Source organism: Aquipseudomonas ullengensis (genome assembly GCF_014174475.1).
Classification (GTDB): domain Bacteria; phylum Pseudomonadota; class Gammaproteobacteria; order Pseudomonadales; family Pseudomonadaceae; genus Aquipseudomonas; species Aquipseudomonas ullengensis.
Genome location: NZ_JACJUD010000001.1, coordinates 465,763 through 489,494, shown reverse-complemented (window position 1 = coordinate 489,494; position 23,732 = coordinate 465,763). Strand labels below are relative to the sequence as shown.

Genomic DNA, 23,732 nt, shown 5'->3' with positions numbered 1-23,732 from the left:
GGAACAAGCTAATGAACGGCTCTCTTTCTCGCCTGTGCGTTTCTCTTCTGGCTGTATTGTTCGCTCCCTCTCTATTGGCTGCAAATCTGCAGGGGCTTGATGTCGCTGCCCTGCCAGGAGATAAGGTTGAGCTGAAGTTGAAGTTTGATGAGCCAGTTTCTTCGCCGCGTGGATATACGATTGAGCAGCCGGCACGGATTGCATTGGATTTGCCTGGGGTCGCCAATAAGCTTGGGACTAAAAATAAAGAGCTGGGCGTTGGTAATGCGCGCAGTGTGACGATAGTTGAGGCTAAAGATCGGACTCGCCTTATCGTAAACCTGGCTACGTTGGTTCCTTATAGTACTCGTGCAGAGGGTAATAATCTGTTTGTCGTTGTGGGCGATGCTGCGGCGGTTACTGCAGTTTCTCCAGTCGCAACCAGTTCGGCACCTAAATCTGTTATGGCTCATTCTGCAGGCCGGGCGATTGCTGGTATAGATTTTCAGCGTGGTGAGCAGGGTGAGGGTAACGTGGTTGTTGAACTTTCTGATCCCTCTGTAAATCCTGATATCCAGGAGCAAGGGGGTAAGATTCGACTCGATTTCTCTAAAACGCAGCTTCCTGAAAATCTTCGTGTAAAGCTTGATGTAAAAGATTTTGCTACTCCTGTGCAGTTCGTTAGCGCTTCGGGTCAAGCGGATAAGGCGAGTATTGTTATTGAGCCTTCCGGTTTCTACGATTATCTGGTTTTTCAAACGGATAATAAGCTGACAGTCAGTGTGAAGCCGTTGACTCAGGATGATGTGGAGAAGAGAAAGGTCGAGCGCTTTGCTTATACAGGTGAAAAACTTTCTCTAAACTTCCAAGATATTGATGTCCGTTCTGTTCTTCAGTTAATTGCAGACTTCACAGATCTTAACTTGGTCGCCAGCGACACCGTTCAAGGTAATATTACACTGCGCTTGCAGAACGTACCGTGGGATCAGGCGCTTGATCTGGTTCTTAAGACCCGCGGTCTAGATAAGCGTAAGGTCGGTAATGTTCTGCTGATTGCTCCGGCCGACGAAATTGCCGCGCGTGAGCGGCAAGAGCTGGAGTCAAAAAATCAAATTGCAGAGCTTGCCCCTCTGCGTCGCGAGCTCATTCAAGTCAATTATGCCAAGGCGTCTGATATCGCCACTCTCTTTCAGTCGGTGGCGGGTATCGATGGTGAGGGAAGCAGTGGCGATCAGTCGGAGCGTGGCTCTGTGACTGTAGATGACCGCACTAACAGCATTATTGCCTATCAGACGCAGGAGCGTTTGGATGAGTTGCGCCGCATTGTTTCTCAGTTGGACATTCCTGTGCGGCAGGTGATGATTGAGGCTCGTATCGTTGAGGCGAGTGTCGATTACGATAAGAGCCTTGGTGTTCGCTGGGGTGGTTCTACTAACTTGCAGGGCGATAGCAATTGGACTGTTTACGGTAACGATGATAATGGCGACGAGGGCGGTAATACGGGTGATGACATAACCGCAAACGTCCCATTTGTTGATCTGGGTGCGACGGATGTTACGTCGGGCATTGGTATCGGTTTCGTTACCGACAATGTACTGCTTGATCTTGAGTTGTCGGCCATGGAGAAAACTGGCAACGGCGAGGTTGTCTCTCAGCCCAAGGTAGTTACTTCAGACAAAGAGACGGCGAAAATTCTGAAGGGCACTGAGGTTCCTTATCAGGAGTCCAGTTCAAGTGGTGCGACAACTGTTTCGTTTAAAGAGGCCGCGCTGTCTCTTGAGGTGACACCGCAAATTACCCCTGATAATCGAATTATCATGGAGGTTAAGGTTAACAAGGACGAGCCAGATTATGCGAATGCGCTGCTCGGTGTTCCGCCAATCAAGAAAAATGAAGTCAACGCTAAGGTTCTAGTTAACGACGGCGAGACGATTGTAATTGGTGGTGTTTTCTCCAACACCCAGAGCAAGTCTGTCGAGAAAGTCCCCTTCTTGGGCGATCTGCCGTATCTCGGTCGTCTGTTCCGTCGCGATACTGTTGAGGACAGTAAGAACGAACTGCTGGTGTTCCTGACCCCACGCATCATGAACAATCAGGCTATCGCGGTGAGTCGTTAATTTGTGAGGAACTTGATTCTCGTTGGCCCGATGGGGGCGGGTAAGAGCACCATCGGGCGGTTACTGGCGAAAGAGCTGCGGTTGCACTTCAAGGATTCGGACAAGGAAATCGAGCAGCGTACAGGTGCCGATATACCCTGGATCTTTGATGTTGAGGGTGAGCAAGGCTTCCGTGAGCGTGAGCAGTCGATGATTGCGGAGCTTTGCGGGTTGAGTGGCGTGGTGATCGCGACCGGTGGTGGTGTTGTGCTCAAGGCGGAGAATCGCCGGGAGCTTCACGCTGGTGGCCGGGTGATCTACTTGCATGCTTCGGTCGAGCAACAGCTTGAGCGCACCTCGCGTGATCGCAACCGTCCATTGCTGCGCAATGCGGAGCCCGAGAAGGTTCTGAGTGCACTGATGGAGATTCGTGATCCGTTGTATCGTGAAATCGCTGACGTAATTGTCGAGACCGATGAGCGCCCACCTCGCATGGTGGTGCAGGAAATCATTGATCGCATCAATGCGCTTCCTGAGCGTTAAAGCGTGACCCTAACTGCGCTATCCTAGTGCCCTTTTATTTGGGGGCGTCATGCAGACTCTCACTGTCGATCTAGGCGAACGTAGTTATCCCATCTATATCGGTGCCGAGCTCTTGGCTCGGCCTGACCTTTTCAAGAAGCATCTGGCTGGGCGTCAGGTCGCAATCGTGACCAACAGTACGGTTGCGCCGCTTTATCTCGAGCGCCTCATGGCTTCGCTCGAAGGTTGTGAAGTCGCCACGGTGGTTCTGCCGGATGGCGAGAGCCACAAGAATTGGGAAACCCTGCAGCTGATCTTCGATGGCCTCCTTTCGGCTCGCCATGATCGGCGCACGACAGTGGTTGCGCTGGGTGGCGGGGTTGTCGGTGATATGGCCGGCTTTGCCGCTGCGTGTTACCAACGTGGCGTGGACTTCATCCAGGTGCCGACTACTTTGTTGTCGCAGGTCGACTCTTCGGTGGGTGGCAAGACCGGGATCAACCATCCGCTGGGCAAGAACATGGTCGGTGCGTTCTATCAGCCCCAGGCTGTGATCATCGACACCGCGGTGCTGAAAACCTTGCCGGCGCGTGAGTTGTCCGCGGGTCTGGCTGAGGTCATCAAGTACGGGCTGATCTGTGATGCGGGCTTCCTCGATTGGCTTGAGCAGAACATGCCGGCCATGTTGGCGCTGGACCTAACCGTCCTGGCTCAGGCCATCGAGCGCTCCTGTGCGGCGAAGGCAAGGGTTGTCGGGGCTGATGAGCGTGAGTCAGGTCTGCGCGCCATTCTCAATCTCGGTCATACCTTCGGTCATGCCATCGAGACTCATATGGGCTATGGCGTGTGGTTGCACGGTGAGGCGGTGGCGGCCGGTACGGCGATGGCGCTGGAGATGTCGGCCCGACTGGGCTGGATCAGTACCGTCGAGCGTGATCGCGGGCTGCGCCTGTTGTTGCAAGCCGGGTTGCCGGTGATCCCGCCTGCCGAGATGACGCCTGAGGATTTTCTCGAGCATATGGCTGTCGATAAAAAGGTTCTTGATGGGCGTTTGCGTCTTGTCCTGCTCAAGCGAGTGGGCGAAGCCGTCGTGACGGACGAGTTTCCGCGTGAAGCCCTTGATGCCACCTTGAGTGCGGATTACCGCGCACTGGTGGCGAAGCTTGCTGAATAAGAGAGTTCCATGACCAGTCTGCATGCCGATGAGGCCTTTCTAGGCCATTACCAGTTCAGCCACGATCCGTTCGCGGCGCGGGTTCCTGGTTTCCGTTTCTTCCCGGCACAGCGCAAGCCGGTGCTGGGTCAGTTGCATCACCTGGCGCGCTATAGCCAGTTGCTGCTGGTGGTCAGTGGGCCGAAGGGCAGCGGCAAGACACTGCTGCGCCAGGCCTTGGTGGCCAGTACCAATAAGCAGTCGGTGCAGTGCATTGTGGTTTCCGCGCGCGGGGCGGGCGATGTGGCGGGTGTATTGCGTCAGGTGGCACAGGGCTTGGGTGTGCAGCAGACCGATCTGCGCACTATTCAGGCTCAGATTGCCCAGCTGGCACTGACTGGTCAGGAAGTTTATGTGCTGGTCGACGACGCCGAGCAGCTTGCCGATGGTGCGCTGGACAGTCTGTTCAATCTGGCTGCTGGTACGGTCGATTCGCGCCCGCATGTCTTCCTCTTCGGCGAGAGTGCGCTGGTACCGCGTCTGGAGTTGCTGGCGGATGGCGAGGAGCGCTTCCATGCCATCGACCTGCTGCCGTACAGCGAGGATGAAACCCGCGAGTACCTGGCGCAGCGCCTGGATGGTGCGGGGCAGGGGATTGATCTGCTGACGGACGACCAAGTCGCGGATATTCATCTGAGCTCTTCCGGTTGGCCCGGTGGTATCAACCTGGCGGCGCGTGAGGTATTGATCGACACGATGCTGGCGCAGCGCAACTCTGCCAGCTCGGTGGGGGCAGGGTTTGCCTTGCCGAAGAAGCACCTGATCGCCTTGGCGGTGGTGGCTATCGCTCTCGGCGCTGCCTGGTTTATGCAGGACACCAAGCGCGATCTCCTGCCCGCATCGGACTCCGTTGCCGAGCAGGTTCCGGTTCCGCCGCCGGCTGTTCCCGTGGTCGCTGCTGGTGATGCGGCGAAACCGTCCGCTCCTGCTGCTCAGGGCGCGAGTGCATCGATCGAATTTGCAGGCTCCAGTCAGCCACTGCCATTGCCCCTGGTTGGTGAAGCGCAGCCGGTCATTCGCGAGCCGCTGGCTCAGGCCTCTGGCATGGATGAGGCGGAAGATGGTGGCGTACCGGGTATGGCGCCGACTACGCCCGAGCCCCAGGCGGCCATCCCGCTGCCTGTACCTGCTCCTGCACCGGCTGTCAGTGTGCCAACTGTGCCTGTAGCGCCTCCGGTGGCTGTCGCCCCAGTGCAACCGGTCAAGCCTGTTCCGGCTCCAGCGGTGGCGAAGCCAGCAGCTAAGCCCGCTGTCGCACCAGTCGCCAAGCCTGTGGCGGCCGAGCCCGCAGCTGCTCCGGTGGTTGCCAGTGCGGCGCCAGCGGGTGGTGACTGGTATGGCAGTCAGCCTGCAAGCAATTACGCCCTACAGATTCTCGGTACGCGCTCGGAAAGTAGCGCCAAGGCGTTCGTCAGCAAGAATGGCGGCCAGTACCGCTATTTCAAGAAATTGCACCAAGGGCAGGCACTGTACGTGGTGACGTACGGCCAGTTCGCCAGTCGTGCGGCGGCCCAGTCAGCCATCAAGTCGCTGCCGGCCAGTGTGCAGGCCGGCAAGCCCTGGCCGCGCAGCTTTGCCAGCATTCAGCAAGAGGCGGTGCGGGCCCGTTAGTGGTCTGCAATTTGCCTGTCTTTTGGTGACTGGCGGGTCTAACACGAACCGCCGGCCATCGCCTTTCGCTTAGGCGACAAAACAGTTCATGCGGCCGTCACGAAGATTTGTGAGGGCAGGGGTGGCTATGTACAATAGCCCCCCTTTGCCTGCGCCAAGCTGGGGCACAGCCCTGCGCGGTCGGCAGCTAGGTCGATGAATTAGAAAGCAATTTGCCTATAAAGGCAGCCTGGTGAGAGTCTCTATGAAAGCAGGTCTGTACCATCCTGATGAGTTCAAGGATAACTGCGGCTTCGGCTTGATCGCCCACATGCAGGGCGAGGCAAGCCATCACTTGCTGCAAACCGCCATTGAAGCCCTGACCTGTATGACCCACCGCGGCGGTATTAACGCCGACGGCAAGACCGGTGACGGTTGTGGTCTGCTGATCCAGAAGCCCGATCAATTCCTGCGCGCCATGTCCGTGCAGCACTTTGCCGTCGAACTGCCGCAGCAGTACGCCGTGGGCATGGTCTTCTTCAACCAGGACGCGGCGAAGGCCGAGGCCGCTCGCGAGAACATGAACCGCGAGATCGCCGCCGCCGGCCTGACCCTGGTCGGCTGGCGCAAGGTGCCGATCGATACCAGCGTGCTCGGCCGTCTGGCCCTGGAGCGCCTGCCGCAGATCGAGCAGGTGTTCATCGGCGGCGAAGGCCTGTCCGACGAAGCCATGGCGATCAAGCTGTTCAGTGCCCGTCGTCGCTCTTCGGTGGCCAACGCCGCCGATACCGAGCACTACATCTGCAGCTTTTCGCACAAGACCATCATCTATAAAGGCCTGATGATGCCGGCCGACCTGCAGCAGTTCTACCCGGACCTGGGTGATGAGCGCCTGCAGACCGCCATTTGCGTGTTCCACCAGCGCTTCTCCACCAACACCCTGCCGAAGTGGCCGCTGGCGCAGCCGTTCCGCTTCCTCGCCCACAACGGCGAGATCAACACCATCACCGGCAACCGCAACTGGGCCCAGGCCCGGCGCACCAAGTTCAGCAATGACCAGTTGCCGGACATCGACGACCTGGGCCCGCTGGTCAACCGCGTGGGCTCTGACTCCTCGAGCATGGACAACATGCTCGAGCTGATGGTCACCGGCGGCATGGACCTGTTCCGTGGCGTGCGCATGATCATTCCGCCGGCCTGGCAGAACGTCGAGACCATGGACGCCGACCTGCGCGCGTTCTACGAGTACAACTCCATGCACATGGAGCCGTGGGACGGTCCGGCCGGCGTAGTGCTGACCGACGGTCGCTACGCCGTGTGCCTGCTCGACCGCAACGGCCTGCGCCCGGCGCGCTGGGTCACCACCAAGAACGGCTACATCACCCTCGCCTCGGAAATCGGCGTGTGGGATTACCAGCCGGAAGACGTGATCGCCAAAGGCCGTGTCGGCCCGGGGCAGATCCTCGCGGTGGATACCGAAACCGGCCAGGTGCTCAACACCGACGACATCGACAGCCGCCTGAAGTCGCGCCATCCGTATAAGCAGTGGCTGCGCCAGAGCGCCGTGCGCATCCAGGCCGCCCTCGACGACGACCAGGGCGTGGCCAGCTACGACGCTGACCAGCTCAAGCACTATATGAAGATGTTCCAGGTCACCTTCGAGGAGCGTGACCAGGTGCTGCGTCCGCTCGGCGAGCAGGGCCAGGAAGCGGTCGGCTCGATGGGTGACGACACGCCAATGGCCGTGCTGTCGCAGCGCGTGCGCTCGACCTTCGATTACTTCCGCCAGCAGTTCGCGCAGGTCACCAACCCGCCGATCGACCCGCTGCGCGAAGCCATCGTGATGTCCCTGGAAATCTGCCTGGGTGCCGAGCGCAACATTTTCGACGAGTCGCCGGCGCATGCCAGCCGCGTGATCCTCAGCAGCCCGGTGATCTCGCCGGCCAAGTGGCGCGCGCTGATGAACCTCAGCACCCCGGGCTTCGAGCGTCATGTCATCGACATGAACTACGACGAGTCCGTCGGCCTCGAAGCTGCCGTGCGCAACATGGCCGACCAGGCCGAAGAAGCGGTGCGTGCCGGCAAGACCCTGCTGGTGCTGACCGACCGTCATATCGTGCAGGGCAAGCTGCCGGCCCACGCCTCGCTGGTGACCGGTGCCGTGCACCATCGCCTGATCGAGAAAGGCCTGCGTTGCGACTGCAACATCCTGGTCGAGACCGCTACTGCCCGTGACCCGCACCACTTCGCGGTGCTGGTCGGCTTCGGTGCGTCGGCGGTGTACCCGTTCCTGGCCTACGAAGTGCTGGCCGACCTGATCCGTACCGGCGAAGTGCTGGGCGACCTGTACGAAGTGTTCAAGCACTACCGCAAGGGCATTTCCAAGGGCCTGCTGAAGATCCTGTCGAAGATGGGCATCTCCACCATCGCCTCTTACCGCGGCGCGCAGCTGTTCGAAGCGGTCGGTCTGTCCGAGGAAGTGGTCGAGTTGAGCTTCCGCGGCGTGGCCAGCCGCATCAAGGGCGCGCGTTTCGTCGACATCGAGGCCGAGCAGAAGCTGCTGGCCAACGAAGCCTGGAACAACCGCAAGCCGATCCAGCAAGGCGGCCTGCTCAAGTTCGTCTACGGCGGCGAGTACCACGCCTACAACCCGGACGTGGTCAACACCCTGCAGGCGGCTGTGCAGCAAGGCAGCTACGAGAAGTACAAGGAATACAGCGCGCTGGTCGACAACCGTCCGGTGTCGATGATTCGCGACCTGCTCAACGTCAAACTGGCTGACCAGCCGCTGGCGCTGGATCAGGTCGAGCCGTTCGAAGCCATCCTCACGCGCTTCGACTCCGCCGGTATTTCCCTCGGTGCCCTGTCGCCAGAGGCTCACGAGGCCATTGCCGAAGCGATGAACCGCCTGGGGGCGCGTTCCAACTCCGGTGAGGGCGGCGAAGACCCGGCCCGCTACGGCACCATCAAGAGCTCGAAGATCAAGCAGGTGGCCACCGGCCGCTTTGGCGTGACCCCGGAATACCTGGTCAACGCCGAAGTGCTGCAGATCAAGGTGGCCCAGGGCGCCAAACCCGGTGAGGGCGGCCAGCTGCCGGGCGGCAAGGTCAACGGCCTGATCGCCAAGCTGCGCTATGCGGTGCCGGGCGTGACCCTGATCTCGCCACCGCCGCACCACGACATCTACTCGATCGAGGACCTGTCGCAGCTGATTTTCGACCTCAAGCAGGTCAATCCGCAGGCGCTGGTATCGGTCAAGCTGGTGGCGGAAGCCGGCGTCGGCACCATTGCCGCCGGTGTGGCCAAGGCCTATGCCGACCTGATCACCATCTCCGGCTACGACGGTGGCACTGGCGCTTCGCCGCTGTCGTCGATCAAGTACGCGGGCAGCCCGTGGGAGCTCGGCCTGGCCGAAACCCACCAGACCCTGCGCGGCAACGACCTGCGCGGCAAGGTGCGGGTACAGACCGACGGGGGCCTGAAGACCGGCCTCGACGTGATCAAGGCCGCCATTCTCGGCGCCGAGAGCTTCGGCTTCGGCACCGGCCCAATGGTTGCCCTGGGCTGCAAATACCTGCGTATCTGTCACCTGAACAACTGCGCCACCGGCGTGGCCACTCAGAACGACAAGCTGCGCAAGGACCACTTCATCGGTACCGTCGAGATGGTGATGAACTACTTCACCTTCGTCGCCGAAGACACCCGCGAGTGGCTGGCCAAACTCGGCGTGCCGAGCCTGGGCGAGCTGATCGGGCGTACCGACCTGCTGGAAATGCTCCCCGGCCAGACCGAGAAGCAGCAGCACCTGGACCTGTCGCCGCTGCTCGGCAGCTCGCACATCCCGGCTGACAAGCCGCAGTTCTGCGAAGTCGAGAAGAACCCGCCGTTCGACCAGGGCCTGCTGGCCGAGAAAATGGTCGAGCTGGCCAAGGACGCAATTGCCGGCAAAACCGGTGGCGACTACGCCCTGGACATCTGCAACTGCGACCGCTCGATCGGCGCGCGGATCTCCGGTGAAATCGCCAAGGCGCACGGCAACCAGGGCATGAAAGACGCCCCGGTGACCTTCCGCTTCAAGGGCACCGCCGGCCAGAGCTTCGGCGTGTGGAACGCCGGCGGCCTGCACCTGTACCTGGAAGGCGACGCCAACGACTACGTCGGCAAAGGCATGACCGGTGGCAAGGTAGTGATCGTGCCGCCGCAAGGCAGCCCGTTCAAAACCCAGGACTCGGCCATCATCGGCAACACCTGCCTGTACGGCGCCACCGGCGGCAAGCTGTTCGCCGTGGGTACCGCAGGTGAGCGTTTCGCCGTGCGCAACTCTGGCGCCCACGCCGTGGTAGAAGGCACCGGCGACCATTGCTGCGAGTACATGACCGGTGGTTTCGTCTGCGTGCTGGGCAAGACCGGCTACAACTTCGGCTCGGGCATGACCGGCGGCTTCGCCTACGTGCTGGACCTGGACAACAGCTTCGTTGATCGCGTGAACCACGAACTGGTGGAGATCCAGCGCATCAGCAATGAAGCCATGGAAGCCTATCGCAACCACCTGCAGCGCGTGCTCACCGAGTACGTTGCGGAGACTGCCAGCGCCTGGGGTGGTCACCTGTTGGAAAACCTGGACGACTACCTGCGCAAGTTCTGGCTGGTCAAACCGAAAGCGGCAAGCCTGGGCTCTCTGCTCAGCAGCACCCGCGCCAACCCGCAATGATTGCGCCTGAAGTAGTTTGATGAGGTTTTGAAATGACTGAACGTCTGAATAACGACTTCCAGTTCATCGAAGTCGGGCGCAAGGATCCGAAGAAGAAGCTCCTGCGCCAGCGCAAGAAGGAGTTCGTGGAGATCTACGAACCCTTCAAGCCGGCCCAGGCTGGCGACCAGGCACACCGCTGCCTGGGTTGCGGCAACCCGTATTGCGAGTGGAAGTGCCCGGTGCACAACTTCATTCCCAACTGGTTGAAGCTGGTTTCCGAGGGCAACATCCTGGCCGCCGCCGAGCTGAGCCACCAGACCAACACCCTGCCGGAAGTCTGCGGCCGCGTGTGCCCGCAAGACCGCCTGTGCGAGGGTGCCTGCACCCTCAACGACGGCTTCGGCGCGGTGACCATCGGCTCGGTGGAGAAATACATCACCGACACGGCGTTTGCCATGGGCTGGCGCCCGGACATGTCCAAGGTCAAGCCGACCGGCAAGCGTGTTGCGGTGATCGGTGCCGGCCCGGCCGGCCTCGGTTGTGCCGACGTGCTGGTGCGCAACGGCGTGACCCCGGTGGTGTTCGACAAGAACCCGGAAATCGGCGGCCTGCTGACCTTCGGCATCCCCGAGTTCAAGCTCGAGAAGAGCGTGCTGGTGCGCCGGCGCGAAGTCTTCACCGGCATGGGCATTGAATTCCGCCTGAACACCGAGATCGGCAAGGACATCACCCTCGACCAGTTGCTGGACGAGTACGATGCCGTGTTCATGGGCATGGGCACCTACACCTACATGAAGGGCGGCTTCCCTGGCGAGGACCTGCCAGGCGTCACCGACGCGCTGGACTTCCTGATCGCCAACGTCAATCGCAACCTCGGTTTCGAGAAGGCGCCGGAAGATTTCATCGACATGAAGGGCAAGCGCGTCGTGGTACTCGGCGGTGGCGACACCGCGATGGACTGCAACCGCACCTCGATTCGCCAGGGCGCCAAGTCGGTCACCTGCGCCTACCGTCGTGACGAAGAAAACATGCCGGGCTCGCGCAAGGAAGTGAAGAACGCCAAGGAAGAGGGCGTGAAGTTCCTCTTCAACCGCCAGCCCATCGCCATCGTTGGCGAGGACAAGGTGGAAGGCGTCAAGGTAGTCGAGACCCGTCTCGGCGAACCAGATGCCCGTGGCCGTCGCAGCCCCGAGCCGATCCCGGGCTCCGAGGAAATCATCCCGGCCGATGCCGTGTTGATCGCCTTCGGTTTCCGTCCAAGCCCGGCGCCGTGGTTCGAGCAGTTCAGCATCCAGACCGACAGCCAAGGCCGTGTGGTCGCGCCGGAGCAGAACCAGTTCAAGCACCAGACCAGCAACCCGAAGATCTTCGCCGGTGGCGACATGGTCCGCGGTTCCGACCTGGTGGTAACCGCGATCTTCGAAGGCCGTAACGCCGCCGAAGGTATCTTGGATTACCTGGGCGTCTAAGGCGACAAACCTGTAGGAGCGAGCTTGCTCGCGAATGCGTGGCTCCAGTCACCATGATGGTTGATCGGATTGCTTTGATCGCGAGCAAGCTCGCTCCTACATGAACGGCGCGCGGCAAATCGTCGCGACAGACAAAAGGCACGGCACTCGCCGTGCCTTTTGTTTTTGGGTCTGCGAAAATGCCCGCACTTTTTCTGCGCCACGGTGCGCGGTGCCCTGCGATCCAGGAGCCCGCCCGGAGGAGGGGGACGCCAGTGGCCGACTCCCGCACAATCCCCCCGCCGTGAAGTTTCCCTGCTGATTTCCAGGAACCCTGCCGATGTCCGTCCTGAAGAACGACCGTTTCCTCCGCGCCCTGCTCAAGCAGCCCGTCGACGTCACCCCGGTGTGGATGATGCGCCAGGCCGGTCGTTACCTGCCGGAGTACCGTGCCACCCGCGCCAAGGCCGGTGACTTCGTCAGCCTGATGAAGAACCCCGAGCTGGCCTGCGAAGTCACCATCCAGCCGCTGGACCGCTACCCGCAGCTGGACGCGGCGATCCTGTTCTCCGACATCCTCACCATCCCCGACGCCATGGGTCAGGGCCTGTACTTCGAGACCGGCGAGGGTCCGCGCTTCAAGAAGGTCATCAGCAGCATGGCCGATATCGAAGCCCTGCCGATTCCGGATCCGGAAAAGGACCTGGGCTACGTGATGGACGGCGTGCGTAGTATCCGCCGCGAGCTGAACGGCCGCGTGCCACTGATCGGCTTCTCCGGCAGCCCCTGGACCCTGGCCACCTACATGGTCGAGGGCGGCTCCTCCAAGGACTTCCGCAAGTCCAAGGCCATGCTCTACGACAACCCGCAGGCCATGCATGCGCTGCTCGACAAGCTGGCGCAGTCGGTCACTGCCTACCTCAACGGGCAGATCAAGGCCGGCGCGCAAGCCGTGCAGATCTTCGACTCCTGGGGTGGCAGCCTGTCGGCCGCGGCTTATCAGGAGTTCTCCCTGGCCTACATGCAGAAGATCGTCGACGGCCTGATCCGCGAACACGACGGCCGTCGTGTGCCGGTGATCCTGTTCACCAAGGGCGGCGGCCTGTGGCTGGAGTCCATGGCCGAGACCGGCGCCGAGGCCCTGGGCCTGGACTGGACTTGCGATATCGGTAGCGCCCGCGCCCGTGTCGGCAGCCAGGTCGCCCTGCAAGGCAACATGGACCCGAGCGTGCTGTACGCCAACCCGGCGGCGATCCGCGCCGAGGTAGGCCGCATCCTCGCCAGCTTCGGTCAGGGCAGCGGCCAGGTGTTCAACCTCGGCCACGGCATCACCCCGGAAGTCGACCCGGCTCATGCCGGCGCGTTCTTCGAGGCGGTACACGAGCTGTCGGCGCAGTACCACGGCTGAGCCTGAGTCGGCCGCACAAAAAGCCCGTCGTGATGACGGGCTTTTTTATGCGCGATGGTTTTGCTGGCCGACCTTGGGTTTCTGGAGCTTGCTCACGTCAGCCTGGGCCGTTGAGCGACCTTTGGCGCGGGGTAATGGCCAGGTGCCTTGGGGCAGTGCATCTGGCTAAAATCCATGAATGGCTTTGTTCTTGCTGGCTAATGCGATACAACACCGAATAATTTGATTGGCGACATGGGGGTTCCAATGCGGCGAGTAGTGTTCAACCAGAAAGGCGGCGTGGGCAAATCCAGCATTGCCTGCAACCTGGCGGCGGTGAGTGCGGCGGAAGGCTATCGCACCCTGCTGGTGGACCTGGATGCCCAGGCCAACTCGACGCATTACCTGACCGGCCTGACCGGCGATGACATTCCCATGGGCATCGCCGAGTTCTTCAAGCAGACGCTGTCGAGCACCTCGTTCCGCAAGGGCAAGGTGGATATCTACGAGACGCCGTTCGACAACCTGCATGTGATCACGGCCACTGCTGAGCTGGCTGATCTGCAGCCCAAGCTGGAGCAGAAGCACAAGATCAACAAGCTGCGCAAACTGCTGGAAGAGTTGAGCGAGGACTATGACCGGATCTATCTGGATACCCCGCCGGCGTTGAACTTCTACACGGTTTCCGCGCTGATCGCCGCCGATCGTGTGCTGATCCCCTTCGACTGCGACAGCTTCTCGCGCCAGGCGCTGTACGGTTTGCTGCGCGAGATCGAGGAGCTCAAGGAGGATCACAACGAGGAGCTGCAGGTCGAGGGCATCGTGGTCAACCAGTTCCAGCCGCGCGCCACGCTGCCGCAGCAACTGCTCGACGAGCTGATCGCCGAGGGCCTGCCGGTGCTGCCGGTGAACCTGATGAGTTCGGTGAAGATGCGCGAGTCGCACCAGGCCTGCGTGCCGCTGATCTTCATGGACCGCAGCCACAAGCTGACCCAGCAGTTCATCGAGCTGCACGCTTTGCTGGAAGGCTGAGTTTACCCAGCAACAACAAAGGCGCCTGCGGGCGCCTTTTTGTTTTCTCTTTAACGACGCCTGGCTGGCGCGCAGCCGGCTCTCAGCGCACCACGAAGATGTCGCAGGGCGCCTTGTGCAGGAAGTGCTGCGCCAGGCTGCCGAGCAGCGCCTGGGATAGCGCGCTGCGCCCGTGGCAGCCGAGTACCAGCAATTGCGGCTGGCGATCGCTGAGGCACTCCTGCAGGCCGCGCTGGATACCGCCGAGCTTGATCTCGTGGCTCAGGCTCGGGCTGCCGGGGGGCAGCAGTTGGGTTTCGTCGTGAATCAGCTGGTCGATCAGCGCGCGCTGGGTCAGCAACTGGGCATCGCTGTGACCCAGGCCCTTCTGTGGCTCGAACACATGCAGGGCATGCACGCTGGCTTCGGCGGGCAGCAGGTGGCAAGCCTGGTTCAGCGCGGTGCAGGCGCACAGCGAGAAGTCGATGGCCGAGACGGCACTGTTGTACGGCGCGTTCTCATCGCGGGCGACCAGCAGCAGCGGCACCGTGCAACGCCGGGCAATACGGTCGAGGGTGGTGCCGGAGAAAAACTCGTGGCGCTGGTGCTGGGCGCCCAGTACCAGCAGGTCGGCGCCGAGCAGTTGCACCTGCTCCAGTACCGCATCGGCGGGTTTGCCCTGGCACAGTTGTAGCTGGCTGCCGGTTGGGGCGAACTGGGTCAGGCTGTTGTCGAGGCTTTGCTGGACCCGCTCCTGCTCCACCTGGCTGAGGCTGCTGTCGAGTACATGCAGGAGTGTCAGGCGGGCATTGTGCTGCTGGGCCAGTTGGGCGGCGCGGCGCAGGGCGAGGTCGGCGGTGCTGCGTAGGTCGTGGGCAATAAGGATGTGTCTGATCATCTGGTGTCCCCTTTGCGCAACGAACTCCCGCTGCGCGGTGAAACCTCTGTGGGTTCTTAATCTGAACCCTTTAGATAGACCTGCTTTTGACCCACGGCAAGGTCCGTGCGTCAGTGTTTGCGTAATTGGTACAGGCCACGGCTTTCTGCCACCACTTCGCCACTGAGATCGCACAGTTGCAGTTCGAGCAGATACTCGGACTTGCCCTCGCGTTCGGCCTCGGCCTGGATGCGCTCGATCTCCTCAGCGCTCAGGCTGGCTTCGACCCGGATGTCGCTGCTGGCCGGACGACGAAAGCGCAGGTTCATTTCCTTGATGATCGGGTAGAAGCGCTGGGCGTCGAAGCTGGTGAGAAACAGCGCGCCGCCGGGTATCTCGGCGAGGGTGAACAGGGCGCCGGCGTACAGCGTGCCGATATGGTTCTGGTTGCCCTGCAGCGGCATGCGCAGGCACACCCGGCCGGGCTCGAGGACTTCGGCCTTGAGCCCGCTGCGTTTGACGAAGTCGATCTTTTCTTCAGTGAACAGACGGGCCATTTCGGCGGGCAACGGCATGGGCAGCTCCTTGGGTCAGGGATGCTCCGAGCCTAGCTGTTCGCGTGCGGCGGACAATGACCGCAGCGCTCGGCGGGGCTGACCGTTGTGCTCAGATGCCCTGGCTGCGCAGCCAGCCGAGCAGCTGTGGCAGCGGCAGGGCGCCGCTCTGCCGGGCGACTTCGACGCCACCCTTGAACAGCAGCAGACTGGGGATCGAGCGGATGCCGAGCTGGGTCGACAGCTGTGGGTTGGCCTCGCTGTCCAGCTTGCCCAGGCGGCAGCGGCCGTGGAGCTGCGTGGCGGCTTGTTCGAAGGTCGGCGCAAAGCTGCGACAGGGCCCGCACCAGCTGGCCCAGACATCCACCAGCAAGGGCAGGTCGCCCTTGAGCTGGCGGGCGAAGCCGGCCTGGGTCAGTTCGAAGGGCTTGTCCGGCAGCACCGCGCTTTTGCAGCGTCCGCAGGTCGGCGCATCGCCCAGGCGTTCGCCAGGGATGCGGTTGAGGCCGCCACAGTGGGGGCAGGGAATCAGCAGGGGGTGGTTCATGGTGCTCTCCTCAGAACCTGTTCAAAGTCTGCTGCGCGTCGGCCCTGCTGCGTTAAAAACAGGCTCGGAATGCTCATTTACAGCTCGTAAACTCCGCTTCCTCGCCTGCTTTTGCCTTGCATGGCTCTAGCTCGCGAGACTTCGAACAGGTTCTCAATACCGCCTAGATGGAGGCATTGAGGAGGGAAAGCAAGGGCTCGGGCCGATCAGGCCAGGGCGATGTAGATGTTGTAGGCGCTGATCAGGGTGATCAGGCAGCCGACGATGGTCAACAGGGTGCGTGCCGACAGCTTGCGGCACAGCAGTGCGGCGAACGGCGCGGCGAACAGGCCGCCGAAGACCAGGCCGGCAACCATCATCCAGGTGTTCGGCTCGCCCGCCAGGAGGATGAACGAGGTGGCGCTGGAGATGGTCAGGAAGAACTCGGCGAAGTTGACCGAGCCGATGGTGGTGCGCGGGTCGCTGCCGGAGCCGAGCAGGCTGCTGGTGACCACCGGGCCCCAGCCACCGCCGCCGGCGGCGTCGACGAAGCCGCCGAACAGCGCCAGCTTGGCCACGTGTTTGGGCTCCCGGCGCTGTTTCACATGGCGGTAGGCCTTGCTCAGGATGTACAGGCCCATCAGCAGCAGGTAGGCGGAGATGAAGGGCTTCAGCACTTGGCCGTCGAACTGGGTGATCAGCACGGCGCCGAGCACCGCGCCGATGATGCCCGGCAGCAGCAGGCGCAGGAACAGCGATTTGTTGACGTTACCCAGCTTGACGTGGGAAATGCCCGACAGACCGGTGGTGAACACTTCGGCGATGTGCACGCTGGCGCTGGCAGCGGCCGGCGAGGCGCCGGCGCTGAGCAGGAAGGTGGTGGCGGTGATGCCGTAGGCCATGCCCAGGGCGCCGTCGATCATCTGGGCGAAGAAACCGACGGCTACGGCGCTCCAGAAGGCCGGGCTGTTGAGGGTCGTCTCGATGATTTCCAGGCCGCTGTGGCCGCCGTTGTCGCCGAAGAACAGGCGCCAGGCCAGGGTGCCGAGCAGGCTGATCAGGATCAGCACGGCAGCCCACATCGCGGCGCGCAGGACCGGGTGGTTGTCTGGGTGGCTGACGTAGTCTTCTACGGGCGGCAGACCCAGCGCTTCGTGCTCGGCGTTGAGCGGGCTGGAGCTGAGGTCGAGATCGCGAATTTTCATGCAGTGAGGCGCCTGACAGCGGGTGGTAGAACAGGCTGGAATAAAGCAGCGGGCAAAGATAAGCGGCTTTTCTTAGAGAGTCTAAGAATGTTTGAGCAGGTTTATATTCATTTTTGTTTTGTTGATAGGTCGCGATTCCCCAGTTGCCCGGCTCGCTGGGCCACCCTACGCTGGGCGTCCTCCTTCCCGAGCGCCCATGCATGACCGCCAGCGACCGACCCAGTAATACCACTCTGATTCTGCTGGCCTCGCTGTACTGCGCCCAAGGGCTGCCGTCCGGGCTGGTGGCGCATTCGCTGCCGGTGCTGCTGCGCCAGCATGGCGTCGACCTGGGCCTGATCGGCCTGCTCAAGTTGCTGGCGCTGCCCTGGCTGCTCAAGGTGCTCTGGGCGCCGTGGATCGACCGGATGGGTTCGCGCCGACTCGGCCATCACCGCGGCTGGATCCTGCCGTTGCAGACGGTGGTGATTGTTTGCCTGGCTGGCCTGGCATTGCTGGCGCCGCAGTTGCTGTTCGGCAGCGGCATCTGGCTGCTGCTGGGGCTTCTGCTGCTGATCAACCTGGCCGCCTCCAGCCAGGACGTGGCCACCGATGGCCTGGCCGTGCGCCTGTTGCCGGCACGCTGGCGCGGCCTGGGCAACAGCTTGCAGGTGGGCGGCTACAAGGTCGGCATGCTGGCCAGCGGTAGCGGCCTGCTGTTGCTGATTGGGCCCCTGGGTTGGAATCTGTCTGCCGCATTGCTGGCGCTGGGGCTGTTACTGCTGACCCTGCCGATCTGGCGTTTCCGCGAGCGCGAGCTGCTGCCCCGCCACGAAGCCCTGGCGGAACCGCCTGGCCCCGGTCTGTTGCTGCGCCACTACCGTGGCCTGCTGGCGCAACCGGGCATGCTTGCCTGGCTGCTGGTGGTGCTGACCTTCAAGCTCGGCGATGCCCTGGGTTCGCCGATGATCAAGCCGATGCTGGTGGACCAGGGCTGGGATACCGCCGCGCTGGGCCAGCTGACCCTGATCAGCAGCCTGACCGGGATCGGCGGCGCGCTGCTCGGCGGCTTGCTGTATGCGCGCCTGGGTGCATTGCGCTCGCTGCTCGGCTTCGGTGCGCTGCAGGCGCTGGGTATCGCCGGCATGGCGCTGCTGGTGGGGGCGGGCGGCAAGCCGTTGCTGGTCTATGCGCTGTGCCTGTTCGAGCAGGTGGCTGATGGCATGTCCACCGTCGCCCTGTTCGCCGTGATGATGAGCCTGTGCCGCCCCGAACACGAGGGCGCGGACTTCACCCTGCAGGCCAGTACGCAGTTGCTGCTGGCCGGTGTGGTGGGCGCCTGCAGCGGGGTGTTGGCCAAGCTGCTCGGTTACCAGGGACTGTTTGTCAGCGCTGGGGTGCTGGCGGCGGCGATGCTCGGGCTGGTGCTGTGGTATTTCCTGCGGGCGCGGCGGGTGGCTACGGCCTGACGGGTAACAACCTGGGATGGATCATGCTTCACCGATCCACCGAGCGAGGTTATTGGAGCGTCATCCACCCTACACCCGCGTGCTGGGTTTCACCGCTGCGCGGTTCTACCCAGACTACGCCAGCTAAATCGCGGGAAGGGCGGGTGAAACCCGTGTCAGCCACACGCGGGCATCACCCGCTCTACAGGGCTATGACGAGCAACTGATCTCCAGGTGCTTGCCCCACTCCGGCGGGCGCTCGGCGTAGCGCTCCTTGCCCAGCTGCTCGACGAAGGGCTGGCTGAGCACGGCATGCAGCTCGCGCACGGGGCCGTAGTCGCCACGCTCGGCGGCTTCGATGGCCTGTTGCGCCAGGTAGTTGCGCAGCACGTAGAGCGGGTTGGTCGCGTGCATGCGTGACTGGCGCTCGGCCTGGCTACCGCCTTCGCGCTCGACGCGCGCCTGGTAGTCGGCGCCCCACTGGTCGAAGCCGGCCAGGTCGATGAAGTCATCGCGCACCACGCGCAAGGCATCGGCCGGTGCCTGCTCGCCGAGGCGGCGGAAGAACAGCTGATAGTCCACCGCGCCGCCCTGCATCAGTTGCAGCAGGCGCTCGACCAGCGCCTGGTCGCCATCTTCCGCCGTGGTCAGGCCCAGGCGCTTGCGCATCAGGCTCAGGTAGTGCGCCTGGTACAGCGGCAGGAACAGCTCCAGGCTGGCGCGCAGTTGTTCGACCTCGACGAAGGGTGTCAGCGCCTGGCCGAGGGCGGCGAGGTTCCACTGGGCGATCGGCACCTGGTTGCTGAAGCTGTAGCGCCCGGTGTCGTCGGAGTGGTTGCAGATGTGCTGGGCATCGAAGTCGTCGAGGAAGGCGTAGGGGCCGTAGTCGAAGGTGATGCCGAGGATCGACATGTTGTCGCTGTTCATCACCCCGTGGCAGAAACCGTAGGCCTGCCATTGGGCGATCAGCGCGGCGTTGCGCTCGAGCACTTCCTGGAACAGCGCGGCATAGGGCTCGGGTTGCGCCAGGCAGTCGGGAAAGTGGCAGGCCAGCACATGCTCGCCGAGCTCGCGCAGGCGCTCGTGCTGATTGGTGTAATAGAAGTATTCGAAGTGGCCGAAGCGCACATGGCTTGGCGCCAGGCGCAGGACCATGGCGGCGCTTTCCTGCTTCTCGCGCCACACCGGCGTGCTCGAACCGGTGACGCACAGGGCGCGGCTGGTGGGGATGCCCAGGGCGTACAGGTATTCGCTGGCGAGGAATTCGCGGATTGAGCTGCGCAGCACCGCGCGGCCGTCGCCCATGCGCGACCAGGGCGTCTGCCCGGCGCCCTTGAGGTGCAGGTCCCAGTGCTCGCCGGCGTCGTTCAGCACCTCGCCGAGGAGCAGGCCGCGGCCATCGCCCAGGCGCGGGTTGTAGCTGCCGAACTGGTGCCCGGAATAGACCATCGCCCGTGGCTCGGCGTCGCCCCACAGCTTGTGCCCGGCGAAGAGCTCGGCGAACACCAGGCTGTCGGCCTCGGCCGGGTCGAGGTCTAGCAGCGCCATGGCACTTGCACTGCTGACCACCACGCGTGGCTCGGCGATGGGCTCGGGCAGCACGCTGGTGGAGAAGGCATCGCCCAGGCGGGCGAAGCGGTTGTCGAAGTGCAGCTCGATAAGCGATTTCACGGCCAGGCTCCAGCCGGGCTATGGGCGCCCGGCGCTGAAAGGCGGATCAGGCCGGCATTGCCGGCCCCGGTGAGCGGTCAGCTCGGGTCGATGGCCGGCGGTGCGCCAGTCGGCGTGGTGGTGACGGCCGGCGTCAGCAGCTTCTGCTGGGCATCGGCGGCCGCGGTGGCGGCGACCATCTGCCCGGTGGTCAGGTTGAGCTCCTGGCCATGCAGGTTCTTGATCATCACGTCGACCTGGTTGAAGGCCATTTCCACGTTGTGCTCGCGGAAGCTCAGGGCGATCTGGGTAAGGATCTCGTCGGTCGAGGCGTTGCGGTCACCCAGCTCGCGCACATGGAAGCGCAGCTCGTAGTCGAAAGTGCTGGCGCTGATGGTCAGGAAGTACAGCGCCGGCTCGGGGTCGCGCAGCACCCGCGCATTCTCGTTGGCAGCCTGCAGCATCAGCTTGCGCGCCAGCTCCAGGTCGGTCTCGTAGGCCACACCGATCTTGATGATGACCCGGGTAACCGTGTCGTTGAGCGACCAGTTGACCAGTTGGTCGGTGACGAAGGTCTTGTTCGGGACGATGATTTCCTTGCGGTCGAAGTCGGTGATGGTGGTGGCGCGAATGCGGATCTTGCTCACCGTGCCGGACAGGTTACCGATGGTCACCACGTCGCCGATACGTGCCGGGCGTTCGAACAGGATGATCAGGCCGGAGATGAAGTTGGCGAAGATCTCCTGCATGCCGAAGCCGATGCCCACCGACAACGCGGCCACCAGCCACTGCAGCTTGTCCCAGCTGACGCCGAGTACCGACAGGGTCATGACGAAGCCGATGCCGCTGATTGCATACGACAGCAGGGTGGTGGTGGCGTAGGCGCTGCCCTGGGCCAGGGACAGGCGCGACAGCACCAGCACTTCCAGCAGGCCGGGCAGGTTGCTGGCCAGGGCCACGGTGATGGCGACGATCACCAGGCCGCCGAGCAGGTCGAGCAGGCTTAGCGGCACCATGGTCGCGGCGTCGCCGGTACCACTGCTGTACTGGTAGAGGGTGATGTTGTCCAGGTAGGTGACCACGCTGAGCAGGTCGGCCCAGACCCAGTACAGGCACACGATGAAGCCGCTGAGCAGGGCCAGGCGGATCAGGCGCAGGGACTGCTGGTTGACCTGGTCGATGTCCAGGGTCGGCTCCTCGACCACGCTCTCGCTACCCTCCGGGCCTTCCTTGGGCTGCGCCTGGCGCTTGGCCAGGGCGCGCTGGTAGGCCAGGCGCCGGGCGGCCACGCTGAGGCCGCGTTCGAAGGCGGCTTCCAGCACCAGCCAGAGCATCAGCAGGTAGAGGGTGTCGATCAGGCGATCGGTGAGCTTCAGCGCGGTGTAGTAGTAGCCGAAGCCCACGGCGATGATCAGCGCGACGGGCAGTGCGGTGAAGGCCATGCCAATCAGCATGCGAAAGGGCGAGGTGTTCTCGCGCATTGGCCCGGACAGCAGCAACTGACTGAGCAGCCAGCTCATCAGGGCAAAGCAGGTCAGCACCACGGCCACGCCGATCACATCTTCGGCCAGCGCCGCCGGTTGGTGCTCGGCCACGGTAACCACAGCGACCAGGGCCATTACCACCAGGCCCAGGCGGCGCACCTGGATGCTGAGAAAGGCTACTTGCGGGCGCTGCCAGCGGAAGTGCAACTCGCCGACGCCACCCGGCGCGAGGATGCGGTAGACGGTGTAGAACACCAGCCAGGTCTGCGCCATTTGCAGCAGGGCCATGCCCAGGTTGGTGTTCTGCCCGCGTGCGTCGAGGATCAGCGCCAGGCCGCCGAAGGCGAGGAACAGGGTCACCGGCAGGGCCAGCAGAATGTTGATCAGCAGGGCCAGCGGCGTGTGCAGCTGGCTGTCGTGCTTGTAGTGGCCGATGTCTTCGTGCAGCGCGCCGAGCTTGCTGTACAGCCAGCTACGCCGCCACAGCAGGACGCCGATCAGCAACAGCAGGGGGATGAACACCCACGGTCGGTCGACCAGTCCTTCACCCAGCTCGCGCACGGCCGAGCCCCATTGCACGGCTTCCAGCTGCGCCTTGAGGAAGTTCGGCGCCTGGTGCAGCCAGGCGAAATCCAGCGGTTTGTTGCTGGGAATCCAGAACATCTGCTCATCCAGCGTGGCGCGCAGGCTGGCGGCGGTGCTCTGCAGTTGCTTCTGGTTGAGTTGCAGGGTGATCGATTCGTTGAGCGCGGCGCTCATCTCGCGGTTGAGGCGCTCCAGCAGTTCCTTGCGGGTGTCGGTCAGGCCGGCCATTTCCTTGCGCAAGGCATCGGTGATTTGCTCGGGCGGCAGTTTGGCCAGGGCCTGCTCGATGTACAGCTCGGGGTTCTTCAACAGGTCGCGTTGCTGGTTGATCTCGAACTGGTACAGGCGGATATCGGCAATGGTGTCGGCCAGGTTGGTGTCCACGCTGATCTTCGGCAGGGCCTGCTTCTGCTGGTAGAGGATCTTGGCCAGCAGCAGGCTGCCCTGCAACACTTCGATTTGCTCGCTGAGGGCCTGGGTGCTCTGGTTGACGTTATCCAGTTGCTGCTTGGTTTCGAGGTTCTTGCGGGTCAGCTCGTTGAGGTGCTCGGTGGTGCCCAGCAGGTAGTCGGAGAGCTTCAGGTTGGTCTGGTTCTCCTTGGCCAGCAGGCTGTCCGGGTCGGCCTTCTCGGCCTCGCGGGACAGCTCGGCGACGGTCTGTTCGGATTGCGCGCGGCGCTTCTCGTTGATCAGCGTCTGCAGCGCCAGGTTTTCCTGTTCCAGGCGGCGGATGCGCTCGCTGAGCAGGTCGTGGCGGCTGTTGCCGAGGTCCTGCAGCAGGTTGTTGCCGGCCAGTTCCTGGCGGCGCAGCTCACTCTGCGCCTGCAGCGCGGCGGCCTCGGCACTGAGCAGGTCGCGTTGCTCGCTACCGAAGGGTTTGCCGGCTTCCTTGCCGACCTTGAGCAGATTGTTGATCTGCATGATCCGCGTCTGGTTGCTGCTGATCTCGGCCTGGGCGCGCTCCGGGCGGGTTTGCGCGGTGATGATCAGGCTGTTGGCATCGGTCAGTTGTTGTTGCCAGGTGCTGAGCTGGTTGCTGCGCTCGCTGAGCATGCTTTCCAGCTGCTCCACCGAGGATTTGCCGTAGCGCACGGTGAAATCGGTAGTCGGGGTGGCGTTGAGGCGTTCCAGGTCGCGCTGGGCGTCGCTGATCAGGCGCGGTGCGTCACGCAGCTGAACCTTGAGCTCGCTCAGGCGCTGTTCGCTGTCGTCACGCTTGGCGAGAAAATCGAGGGTCTGCTCGAACTTCTGCTTCAGCGCGTTCAGTTCGGCTTCGGGCAGCTTGCGCTCGGCCAGGCCATCGAGGCTGGCCTGGATGCTCTTGGCTTCCGGGGCTGCGGCGGCGTGCAGCGGGGCGGTGGTCAGGCTCAGGCCGAGGAGGGCGGCAATCAGGACGGGGCGCAGGAAAGACATGGTCGGGGTCGACAGCTCGTGAAAATAGTGCGGCTAATGATATGCCACGGCCGCATGTCCGTGGGGTGACGC

15 protein-coding genes are annotated in these 23,732 nt (G+C 62.8%); 9 read left to right on the top strand and 6 right to left on the bottom strand.

Translation table 11 applies throughout. From position 1 onward, the window contains the following. Positions 1 to 11 precede the first annotated feature (11 nt). The 8 genes from pilQ (at position 12) to H3H51_RS02055 (ending at position 13,960) form a co-directional block, all read left to right on the top strand. The gene (gene pilQ, locus H3H51_RS02090; protein WP_183088013.1) at positions 12 to 2,096 is read left to right on the top strand and encodes a type IV pilus secretin PilQ; all 2,085 of its coding nucleotides are present in this window, start codon (positions 12 to 14) and stop codon (positions 2,094 to 2,096) included. Between the two features lie 3 nt (positions 2,097 to 2,099). Beyond that, the gene (gene aroK, locus H3H51_RS02085; protein ID WP_183087356.1) at positions 2,100 to 2,618 is read left to right on the top strand and encodes a shikimate kinase AroK; all 519 of its coding nucleotides are present in this window, start codon (positions 2,100 to 2,102) and stop codon (positions 2,616 to 2,618) included. A 49-nt stretch (positions 2,619 to 2,667) separates the two neighbouring features. Beyond that, the gene (aroB, locus tag H3H51_RS02080; RefSeq protein WP_183087355.1) at positions 2,668 to 3,771 is read left to right on the top strand and encodes a 3-dehydroquinate synthase; all 1,104 of its coding nucleotides are present in this window, start codon (positions 2,668 to 2,670) and stop codon (positions 3,769 to 3,771) included. Between the two features lie 9 nt (positions 3,772 to 3,780). After that, positions 3,781 to 5,421, top strand: a complete 1,641-nt coding sequence (locus H3H51_RS02075; protein ID WP_183087354.1) for an AAA family ATPase — start codon at positions 3,781 to 3,783, stop codon at positions 5,419 to 5,421. 244 nt (positions 5,422 to 5,665) lie between these two features. Then, the gene (gltB, locus tag H3H51_RS02070; protein WP_183087353.1) at positions 5,666 to 10,111 is read left to right on the top strand and encodes a glutamate synthase large subunit; all 4,446 of its coding nucleotides are present in this window, start codon (positions 5,666 to 5,668) and stop codon (positions 10,109 to 10,111) included. Between the two features lie 32 nt (positions 10,112 to 10,143). Beyond that, positions 10,144 to 11,562 (top strand): FAD-dependent oxidoreductase, encoded by a 1,419-nt coding sequence (locus H3H51_RS02065; RefSeq protein ID WP_183087352.1) that lies wholly within the window; start codon positions 10,144 to 10,146, stop codon positions 11,560 to 11,562. 319 nt (positions 11,563 to 11,881) lie between these two features. Then, positions 11,882 to 12,949 (top strand): uroporphyrinogen decarboxylase, encoded by a 1,068-nt coding sequence (gene hemE, locus H3H51_RS02060; protein WP_183087351.1) that lies wholly within the window; start codon positions 11,882 to 11,884, stop codon positions 12,947 to 12,949. A 246-nt stretch (positions 12,950 to 13,195) separates the two neighbouring features. After that, positions 13,196 to 13,960 (top strand): ParA family protein, encoded by a 765-nt coding sequence (locus H3H51_RS02055; RefSeq protein WP_183087350.1) that lies wholly within the window; start codon positions 13,196 to 13,198, stop codon positions 13,958 to 13,960. 82 nt (positions 13,961 to 14,042) lie between these two features. On the opposite strand, the gene H3H51_RS02050 is transcribed toward H3H51_RS02055, so the two are convergent. From H3H51_RS02050 to H3H51_RS02035, 4 genes are all read right to left on the bottom strand, one after another. Next, positions 14,043 to 14,837: a universal stress protein gene (locus tag H3H51_RS02050; protein ID WP_183087349.1), complete on the bottom strand. Its 795-nt coding sequence runs from the start codon at positions 14,835 to 14,837 to the stop codon at positions 14,043 to 14,045. 110 nt (positions 14,838 to 14,947) lie between these two features. After that, positions 14,948 to 15,391: a PaaI family thioesterase gene (locus H3H51_RS02045; RefSeq protein WP_183087348.1), complete on the bottom strand. Its 444-nt coding sequence runs from the start codon at positions 15,389 to 15,391 to the stop codon at positions 14,948 to 14,950. A 91-nt stretch (positions 15,392 to 15,482) separates the two neighbouring features. Further along, the gene (gene trxC, locus H3H51_RS02040; RefSeq protein ID WP_183087347.1) at positions 15,483 to 15,917 is read right to left on the bottom strand and encodes a thioredoxin TrxC; all 435 of its coding nucleotides are present in this window, start codon (positions 15,915 to 15,917) and stop codon (positions 15,483 to 15,485) included. Positions 15,918 to 16,123: 206 nt separating this feature from the next. Next, entirely contained in the window at positions 16,124 to 17,101 is a 978-nt protein-coding gene (locus tag H3H51_RS02035) for a sulfite exporter TauE/SafE family protein (RefSeq protein WP_183087346.1), read from the bottom strand. 200 nt (positions 17,102 to 17,301) lie between these two features. Between H3H51_RS02035 and H3H51_RS02030 the strand changes: the two genes are divergently transcribed. After that, positions 17,302 to 18,549, top strand: a complete 1,248-nt coding sequence (locus tag H3H51_RS02030; protein ID WP_183087345.1) for an MFS transporter — start codon at positions 17,302 to 17,304, stop codon at positions 18,547 to 18,549. A 189-nt stretch (positions 18,550 to 18,738) separates the two neighbouring features. Here H3H51_RS02030 and selO read toward each other — a convergent pair whose 3' ends face one another. Both selO and mscK read right to left on the bottom strand, forming a co-directional pair. Next, positions 18,739 to 20,199, bottom strand: coding sequence for a protein adenylyltransferase SelO (gene selO / locus H3H51_RS02025; protein ID WP_183087344.1), 1,461 nt, complete (start codon positions 20,197 to 20,199; stop codon positions 18,739 to 18,741). A gap of 77 nt (positions 20,200 to 20,276) precedes the next feature. Further along, on the bottom strand, positions 20,277 to 23,660 hold the full coding sequence (mscK, locus tag H3H51_RS02020; protein WP_183087343.1) for a mechanosensitive channel MscK: 3,384 nt from the start codon (positions 23,658 to 23,660) through the stop codon (positions 20,277 to 20,279). Positions 23,661 to 23,732 lie beyond the last annotated feature (72 nt).